This window comes from Xinfangfangia pollutisoli (genome assembly GCF_020179405.1).
GTDB classification, from domain to species: Bacteria; Pseudomonadota; Alphaproteobacteria; order Rhodobacterales; family Rhodobacteraceae; genus Pseudogemmobacter; species Pseudogemmobacter pollutisoli.
On record NZ_JAICBZ010000124.1, the window covers coordinates 1 to 7,751 of the forward strand.

6 protein-coding genes and 1 pseudogene are annotated in these 7,751 nt (G+C 69.1%); 4 read left to right on the plus strand and 3 right to left on the minus strand.

Going from position 1 to position 7,751, the window contains the following annotated elements:
- Positions 1–605, plus strand: a 605-nt coding sequence (locus K1Y73_RS20605; protein ID WP_404819116.1) for a nickel/cobalt transporter, incomplete at its 5' end; no start/stop codon positions are given.
- Between the two features lie 65 nt (positions 606–670).
- Entirely contained in the window at positions 671–2,053 is a 1,383-nt protein-coding gene (locus K1Y73_RS20610) for an MATE family efflux transporter (RefSeq protein WP_225030229.1), read from the plus strand.
- Here K1Y73_RS20610 and K1Y73_RS20615 read toward each other — a convergent pair.
- From K1Y73_RS20615 to K1Y73_RS20625, 3 genes are all read right to left on the minus strand, one after another.
- Positions 2,006–4,081 carry a capsular polysaccharide biosynthesis protein gene (locus K1Y73_RS20615; protein WP_225030225.1) on the minus strand — a complete coding sequence of 692 codons (2,076 nt, stop codon included), beginning with the start codon at positions 4,079–4,081 and terminating at the stop codon, positions 2,006–2,008. The two genes, K1Y73_RS20610 and K1Y73_RS20615, sit on opposite strands and share 48 nt — an antisense overlap.
- Positions 4,082–4,088: 7 nt before the next feature.
- Positions 4,089–5,237: a polysaccharide biosynthesis/export family protein gene (locus K1Y73_RS20620; RefSeq protein WP_225030226.1), complete on the minus strand. Its 1,149-nt coding sequence runs from the start codon at positions 5,235–5,237 to the stop codon at positions 4,089–4,091.
- Between the two features lie 90 nt (positions 5,238–5,327).
- The gene (locus K1Y73_RS20625) at positions 5,328–6,617 is read right to left on the minus strand and encodes a capsule biosynthesis protein (protein WP_225030227.1); all 1,290 of its coding nucleotides are present in this window, start codon (positions 6,615–6,617) and stop codon (positions 5,328–5,330) included.
- A gap of 180 nt (positions 6,618–6,797) precedes the next feature.
- Here K1Y73_RS20625 and K1Y73_RS20630 point away from each other — a divergent pair, with 180 nt between their 5' ends.
- Together K1Y73_RS20630 and K1Y73_RS20635 are read left to right on the plus strand one after the other, a co-directional pair.
- Entirely contained in the window at positions 6,798–7,418 is a 621-nt protein-coding gene (locus K1Y73_RS20630; protein WP_225030228.1) for a riboflavin synthase, read from the plus strand.
- A pseudogene (locus K1Y73_RS20635) lies at positions 7,415–7,751 on the plus strand (hypothetical protein); the annotation flags it as partial. The gene K1Y73_RS20630 and the pseudogene K1Y73_RS20635, both read left to right, overlap by 4 nt.

A 7,751-nucleotide genomic window follows, 5' to 3' on the forward strand; every position in this document is an offset into this window, starting at 1 on the left:
CCGCGGTGGCGGTGGCACTGGTCGCGGCGGTGACCGGGATCCTGGGGCTTGGGCGCGATGCGGTGACCGCGGCGGGGCAGGGCTGGGTCACGGTTGCCGGCAATGCGATGGTGGCCGGGCTGGGCCTGTGGCTGATGCTGCGCGGCTGGCAGGGGCTGCGGCGCGGCAGGGCGCCCGATCATGCGCCCGATCACGCGCCAGATGACGAGGCTGGGCACGAGGCTGGGCACGATCACCCGCCGGGCTGTGGCTGCGGCCATGCTCATGGCCCCAGCCTGGACGAGGCCGCCCGGATCCACAGCTTCCGCGATGCCGCCCTGCTGGTCGCGGGCATCGCCCTGCGCCCCTGCACCGGCGCCCTGTTCCTGCTGGTTCTGACCTGGCAGCTGGGCATTTTCGGCTCCGGCATCGCCGGTGCCTTCGCCATGGGACTGGGCACTGCCACGGTCACGATCGGGGTGGCGGCGCTGGCGGTCTGGTCGCGCGAGGGGGCGCTGGCCACCCTGCCGGGCGTCGGCCTGGCCCGGGCGCTGCCGCTGGTCGAGCTGCTGGCCGGGGCGATCCTGCTGGCGGCGGCGCTGCTGCTGCTGGCTCGGCTGGTCTAGACCGCGCCGCGCTGCGGCGTATCTGCCCGCTTGTTCTTTTTCTGCCGCCAGATTAGGCGATGGGCATGGATCAGCCGCAATCCCTTGCTTCTCACGCCCGCGCGACGCTGGCGCTGGGCCTGCCCCTGGTGGGGTCCAGCCTGGCGCAGATGGCGCTGCATGTCGCCGATACGGTGATGGTGGGCTGGTATGGGGTGGTGCCCTTGGCCGCGGTGGTGCTGGGGTCTTCGTCCTTCTTCATCCTGTTCATCCTGGGCGCGGGCTTTGCCAAGGCGATCCTGCCGCTGGTCGCCACCGCCCGCGCCGCCGGGGACGAGGCGCAGGTGCGCCGCGATGCGCGCATGGGCCTGTGGCTGTCGGCCGGCTTCGGCGTGCTGATCTATCCGGTGTTCTGGTTCGCCGGGCCGATCCTGCTGATGCTGGGGCAGAAGCCCGAAGTGGCGGCGCTGGCGCAAGACTATATGCGCGTGGCCGGGCTGGGGATGATCATGGCGCTTTGGGTCGCGGTGCTGCAAAGCTGGCTTTCGGCGCTGGGGCGGACCGGCGTGGTGCTTTGGGTGACCCTTGCGGCGCTTGTGGTGAATGTGGCCGTCAACTGGGCGCTGATTTTCGGCAATTGGGGCATGCCGGAACTGGGCGCGCGCGGCGCGGCCATTGCGACCTTGCTGGTGCAGATCGTGTCCTTCGTCGCGCTGGGCTTTTACGCCACCTATCAGCCGGCGCTGCGGAAATATCACCTGTTCCAACGCTTCTGGCGGGTCGACCCGCAGGCGCTGCGCCAGGTCTTCCGCCTGGGCTGGCCGATCGGGCTGACCGGCATTGCGGAAGGCGGGCTGTTCCAGGCCTCGGCGCTGATGATGGGCTGGGTCGGCACGGTGCAGCTGGCCGCGCATGGCATCGCGCTTGAGGCCGCCTCGGTCGCCTTCATGGCCCATGTCGGCCTGTCCAGCGCCGCGACGATCCGCATCGCGGGCTTCGCCGAGACCGGCCAGGCGCGCGCCCTGCGCGATGCGGCGCTGGTGGCGCTGGGCCTGTCGGGCCTGGTTGCGGTCACGGTGATCGCGGCCTTCCTGCTGCTGCCCCAGCAGATCATCGGCCTGTTTCTTGACAGTGGAAAGCCGGAAAGCGCCCAGATCCTGACCTTCGGTGTCACGCTTCTGGCGCTGGCGGCGCTGTTCCAGCTGGCCGATGCGATGCAGGTCATGGCGCTGAGCCTGTTGCGCGGCCTGCAAGACACGCGGGTGCCCATGGTGCTGGCGGCGGTCAGCTATTGGGTGATCGGGATTCCCTGCAGCTATGTGCTGGCCTTCCCGCTGGGCTATGGCGGCGTGGGGCTGTGGTTCGGCCTGGTGGTCGGGCTGGCCGCGGCGGGGTTGAGCCTGCTGTTGCGCTTCTGGCGGCTAGCGCCACAGCCGCGCATGGCTGGCGAAGCGGCCCTGGAGCTTTGAAATCAAGCGGTTGAGCCGGCCGGGATGCGGAATGTCGCCGCTGGCCAGCCGGTCCAGCGCCACTTCGGGCGGGCAGGGCCGGCGGCTGACCGGATCCCAGTAGCGCGGATAGGCGATCAGCGCGGCATGCAGCAGATGCAGCAGGTCGGGCCGCGGCTGCAGGCTGCCATCGGCGCGCCGCAGCCGGCGGTGCGGCACCTGGCCCAGATCGCGGGTCAGGCCCCAGCCGGCATAGAAGGGCGCGCCCAGCGTGGTCACGGGTTTGCCGCGCAGCAGCGCCTCGAAGCCGGTCAGCGAGGTCAGGGTCCAGACCTCATCCACCTCATTCAGAACAGCCGCCATATTGGCATTGTCAAGATACGCATCCGCATGGCGCAGAACCTGATCGCGGGCCAGGGCGCCAGGGCGCAGACCTGCCTCGACATCGGGATGCGGCTTGTACAGGATCGCGGCCTCGGGATTGGCCGCGCGGGCGGCCTGCAGCAGGCCCAGATTGGTGGCCACCCCGGCGCAGCCCAGCCGGATCGAGGCATCGTCCTCGACCTGGCCGGGCACCAGGATGCGGCGACGGTCGGGCGGCAGATCGGCCGGCAGGTCGGGCAGGGCGCCGCCCAGATTGTACTTGGTCAGATTGGCCGCACGCAGCCCTTCCAGCAGCCGCTCGGCCCGGTCACGCCCGCCGGGGGGAAGGGGCGCCAGCAGCAATTGCTCGAGCTGCGAGGGGCGGGTCGGATCGTAATAGATCCCGGCATCGTCGGTCACCAGCGACAGCGGCGGCACCAGTTCCGCACCCAACCCGCGTGAGCGCAGGAATCCGTCCTCGACCCGCAGGGCAGGGGCGGGAAAGCCCGGCGGCTCTTTGCCGGCCCAGATCAGCAGGCCGCGGCCGCGGGCCTGGGCCAGCGCGGCGGCACGCATGGGGTCGTCCTGGAAGATCAAAGGTTTGACCGCGCCGAAAAAGCCCTGCAGCCGGGCGCGCTTCCACAGCCGCATGCCGGCGGCGACATGGCCCTGCCGGTCGGCGCGGAAGGCGCGGGTCTCGGCCTCCAGCTGGTCCAGTGCCGCCTCGAAGCTGCACAGCCGGTCGCGGCAGGGGTCGTACCAGGTCGGCGCCAGGATCATCGCGGCGGCAAACAGCTGCGCGCGGGTCAGGCGCCGGCCGCGGCGCGGCGGGGGCGTGCGGTCGACGGTCAGGCCCCAGCCGGCATAGAAGGGCTGGCCCCAGACCTGCGGCTTGTGTCCGGCCAGGATCGCCTCGAACCCCATCTGCGACGAAACGGTATAGACGGCGATGGCGCCCTCTAGCACATGCCAGGGGCTGTGCGGCGCGGTCAGCAGCGCGACGCCCGGGCTTTCATGCTGCGGCCCGTAATGGCCCGGGCGCAGACCCTGCGCGGTTTCGGGATGGGTCTTGATCAGGATCCTTGCCTGCGGATGCGCCTCGCGCGCGGCGACCAGCATCTCGTCGAACGTCGCCTGCGTGGCGCCCGAGGCGCGCAGCGCCGCATCGCCACGGGTCTGGTCGATGACCAGAACATAGCCGGGCGGCGGCGGGGGCAGCGCAGGGTCGTGCAACTGGTATTTTGACAGATGATGGAAACGAATCCGCTCAATCCCAGTGCGGGCTCGGGCCAGAAGGTTCGAATTGTCCAACGGATCAGAGGTCAAGATCTGCTCGATCCGCGAGGGGCGGGCCGGGTCGAAATGCACACCCGCGGGATCAAGGATCAGCCCCAGCGCCGCGTCGCCCATCCGCCCCGGCCGGATCGAGCGCAGGAAGGCATCCTCGATCCGCAAGAGCGGCGCGCCGGCGCGGGCCGCCGCCCTTTCGCCGCGCCAGGCGGTCGGGCTGGCGCCCCAGACCGCCACGCCCTCGCCCTGGCGCGGCAGGCCAAGGCGCAGATCGTGCCCGGCCAGCGCCAGAATGCGCTTCAGCCGCCGGTCGCGCAGGAAAGACAGGTTCTGATGGCAAAGCCGCCGCGGGATCGCCGCGGCGGCTTCGGGAAGGGGATCGCGCTCGACCGCCAAGGCGGGCTCAGCCGCCGCCCAGACTGTCGGCGGTCGAGGCCAGGTTCGAGGTGGCCCCGGTCGCCCCGGTCAGCGCCGAAAGCGTCTTGTTCCACTGCACATAGGGCGCTTCGGTGACATAGACCGTGTCGCCGTCGCGGATCAGGAAATCGCGCGCCTCGAACATGCCGTTCGGCTGGGTCAGGTCCAGCACATAGATCATCCGTTGCGCGCCCTGCAGATCCTTGCGCCCCAGCACGGCATTGGCGATTTCGGCGGGCTCGTTGCGGAAGACGAAGACGCCGGTCGGGTCGGCATTCATCGTCTGCAGCCCGCCCACCGTGGCAATCGCCTCGATCGCCGACAGGGTCTCGGTCTTGAAGGGCACCATCGCCTGGCTGCCCGTGGCCCCCAGCGCGGTGAATTTGCGCTGGTCTTCCTCGATCACGATCTGGTCGCCGGGGCGCAGCGCGATGTCGAGGCTGGGATGTTCCCACAGGTCCTTCAGCCAGACCTTGCCGGTCTGACCCGACCGCGTCAGCCGCACCAGTGCCGCGCCCGGTTCGATCGACACGCCGCCGGCCTTGGCCAGCATCGCGGCCAGCGTCCGGGTCGGGCGTTCGATCGGATAGACACCGGGCGACGTGACCGAGCCCGAGATGGTGACGGTCGATCCATCGCCCGCCAGCCGCGAGACGGTGACCTGGGGGTCAGGCGTCTGGGCATCCAGCTTGCGGGTGATCGCGCTGCGGATGCCGTCGGGCGTCTGGCCCGCGGCCTTGATCCGGCCGGCATAGGGGATGAAGATATAGCCCTGCCCGTCGACCTGCACTTCGGTCAGCTGCGAGACGCGCTGGCCGGTATTGCCCAGAAGCGGGTCATCCTTGACGTTTTCGAAGACGGTGATCACCAGCGTGTCGCCGGGCGACAGCGTGTCGGATCCGACCACGCCGGCCGTCTGGAACGCCTTGGAAAACCCGAAGGATGGCAGGACCGAGGTCGCCCTTGTCACGCGGGCATTCACGGTGACCACGAAGGCGTCGCCGCCTTTCAGCACCGAGCCTGCGAAGATTTCCTTCTTGTTCGGACCGGAGCGCGGCAGGCCGCAGCCTGAGGCCAGAACGGTAGACGCAAGCGCGCCGAGGACCGCGGCCCTCCGGGTAATGGGGTACTGCACTGCTCGGGCTCCTTTTCGGATTTGCCTCAAGTTTTGCCCGCAACCATAGGGAATCCGAAGCGAAAATGAAAGCGCGGGTTTTCGGTGAAGTCAGGTCACGATTCGCAACTGTTGCCGTGGCGCCGCGTTGCCCGATGTCAGCGCGTCGTAAGGATCCATCGGATCCAGCATCATGTCCACAACCTGTCGCATCAATTCGCGTCGCCCCCGCGAGGAGTAGTAGCCGCCGGCAACCTGGCTGGTCTCAAGCAGGTAATGGCGGAAGTCGCGATAGGCGCGGGTATCGGGCCGGCGGGGCTGGGCGAAAAAGCGTTCGATCGGCTGGGACGAGACGAATTCCGGCTTGGAATAGACCGCGCGGCCAAAGGCTTTCAGCGGCAATCCGCGCCACAGCACCTGCTGGCCGGCGGTGGAATTCACCGTCACCGCGCTGCGCGCCTGGTTCAGAAGCCCGGCCAGCTTACCGCCGCGGACGAAATGCACCCGGTCCGCGATGCCCAATTCGCGGGCAAGCCTGCGGATTTCCTGTTTCACCGCCACCCGCCCGTCTTCCAGCGGATGGGCCTTGAAGACCAGATGGTGATGCGGCGGCGCCCCCTTGGCAAAGCCCCGCGTCACCAGATCCAGGAACTCCTCCATCCGGGTGAAGGGCGAATGGTCGCGAAAGCTGGCGTCATGGGCCAGTTGCAGGATGACCAGGTGATAGGGAAAGCCGCTCAGCCGGATGCGCAGGGTCGCGATGCGGCGTTCCAGCGCGTGGAAGGGCAGCATCAGCAGCCGGCGCAGATACAGCTGGAATTCCTGCACTACGGTCAATTGCCGGTGCGGGCGGAAATTGCGGTAGTCCCAGAAGCCGGTCATCACGAACCAGTGGTACAGCGCGCCCCAGAAGATGTGCTGGCGCATCTCGCCCCAGCGGGCGGGGGCATCGGGCAGGTCCATGTCGGCGCGGGCCAGGGCGCTGCGCATGTCGTCCAGCGACAGGTCCATCAGCCGGGAATGGCCATTGGCGCCGCCGCGTTCATAGCTGATCCAGTAGGGCCTGAGATAGCCTTCCTCGAAGACATGCACGGTCAGGCCCTGGTCGCGGGCGATCTGCACCGCCTGGGCATGGATCGGCCGTGTGTCGCCATACAGGACCAGATCGGTGACGCCATGCTCGGCGATCAGCCGGGCGAAGGTTTCGGGCCAGGCTTCGGGCGCGTCGCGGAAGGCGATGAAGCTGGCGCGGTCGGGCCAGAAGGCGCGGTCGCCGCGGTTGAACCCCACGCGCAGCGTCTTGGCGCCGGCGCGGCGCAGCATGCGCGACAGCCGGGCGAACCAGGGCCCATGCGGACCCTGAAGAAAGAGGAAGACCTTGTTCTGACCCGAAATCCGCATGTCCCGTCCCTTGTCCTTTCATACGGCGGTTTCCGGCGCGGCGGGAAGGGGAAGTTTGCCGCCCGCCGACCCTGCGGTGTCTGCGACCCTGTGGGCCGAGCGCGGCAAATTTTGGGCGCCCTTGCGTTCGGCCCGGGTTTGCGCTTGGCTTTTGCCGGGAAATTTGCAGGAGAGCCGCCGATGTTCACCGGGATCGTCACCGATATGGGCGAGGTCATCGCGCTGGAGCAGAAGGGCGATCTGCGGGCGCGGATCGCCACGGCCTATGATGTGGCCGGGGTCGAGATCGGAGCCTCGGTCGCCTGCGACGGGGTCTGCCTGACGGTGGTGGCCAAGGGCAGCGGCCCGCGCAACTGGCTGGATTTCGAGATCTCGGCCGAGACGATCGACAAGACCAATATCGGCCGGAACGGCTGGCATCTGGGCAAACGGGTCAATCTGGAACGCGCGCTGAAGGTGGGCGATGAATTGGGCGGCCATATCGTCTCGGGCCATGTCGATGGCGTGGCCGAGGTGGTGGGGCTGCAGCCCGAAGGCGACAGCCTGCGCCTGCGCTTCCGCGCCCCCGCCGATCTGGCGCGGTTCATCGCGCCCAAGGGCTCGGTCGCGCTGAACGGCACCTCGCTGACGGTGAACGAGGTCGCGGGGGTGGAGTTCGGCATCAACCTGATCCCGCATACCCGCGCGGTGACGACCTGGGGGCAGGTGGCGCTGGGCGACCGGGTCAATCTGGAGGTCGATACGATGGCGCGCTATGTGGCGCGGCTGCAGGACTGGGCCGGTCAGGGCGGGGCGGCATGACCGAGATCGGCCATAATGGCGGGCCGCCGCTGGAACGGCCCACGGGCTGGAAGCGGCATTGCTGGACGGCGGCGCGGGCGGCGCTGCTGCCCACGCTGCCCATTGAAGTGGTGCGCCTGCGGGTGAGGCGCGCGGCCGAGTTGGGGCTGGATTACAAGACCTATGCTTCGGTCCGGGCGCAGACCGGCCATGACGTGGTGGCGTTCCTGTTTTCCTCGAATGCCTTGCGGGTCAGCAGCTTGCGGCCCGCGGCGCCCAATGCGGTGGCCGACAAGCTGGCGGCGGTGCAGGCCGGGCGGCTGGGTCTGGCCGCGGCGCCGCTGTCGGCCGGGG

Bases quoted from the DNA above. Each gene is read 5' to 3' on its own strand.
- K1Y73_RS20610 (WP_225030229.1), top strand. From the start codon at position 671: ATGGATCAGCCGCAATCCCTTGCTTCTCACGCCCGCGCGACGCTGGCG.
- K1Y73_RS20625 (WP_225030227.1), bottom strand. From the start codon at position 6,617: ATGCGGATTTCGGGTCAGAACAAGGTCTTCCTCTTTCTTCAGGGTCCG.
- K1Y73_RS20630 (WP_225030228.1), top strand. From the start codon at position 6,798: ATGTTCACCGGGATCGTCACCGATATGGGCGAGGTCATCGCGCTGGAG.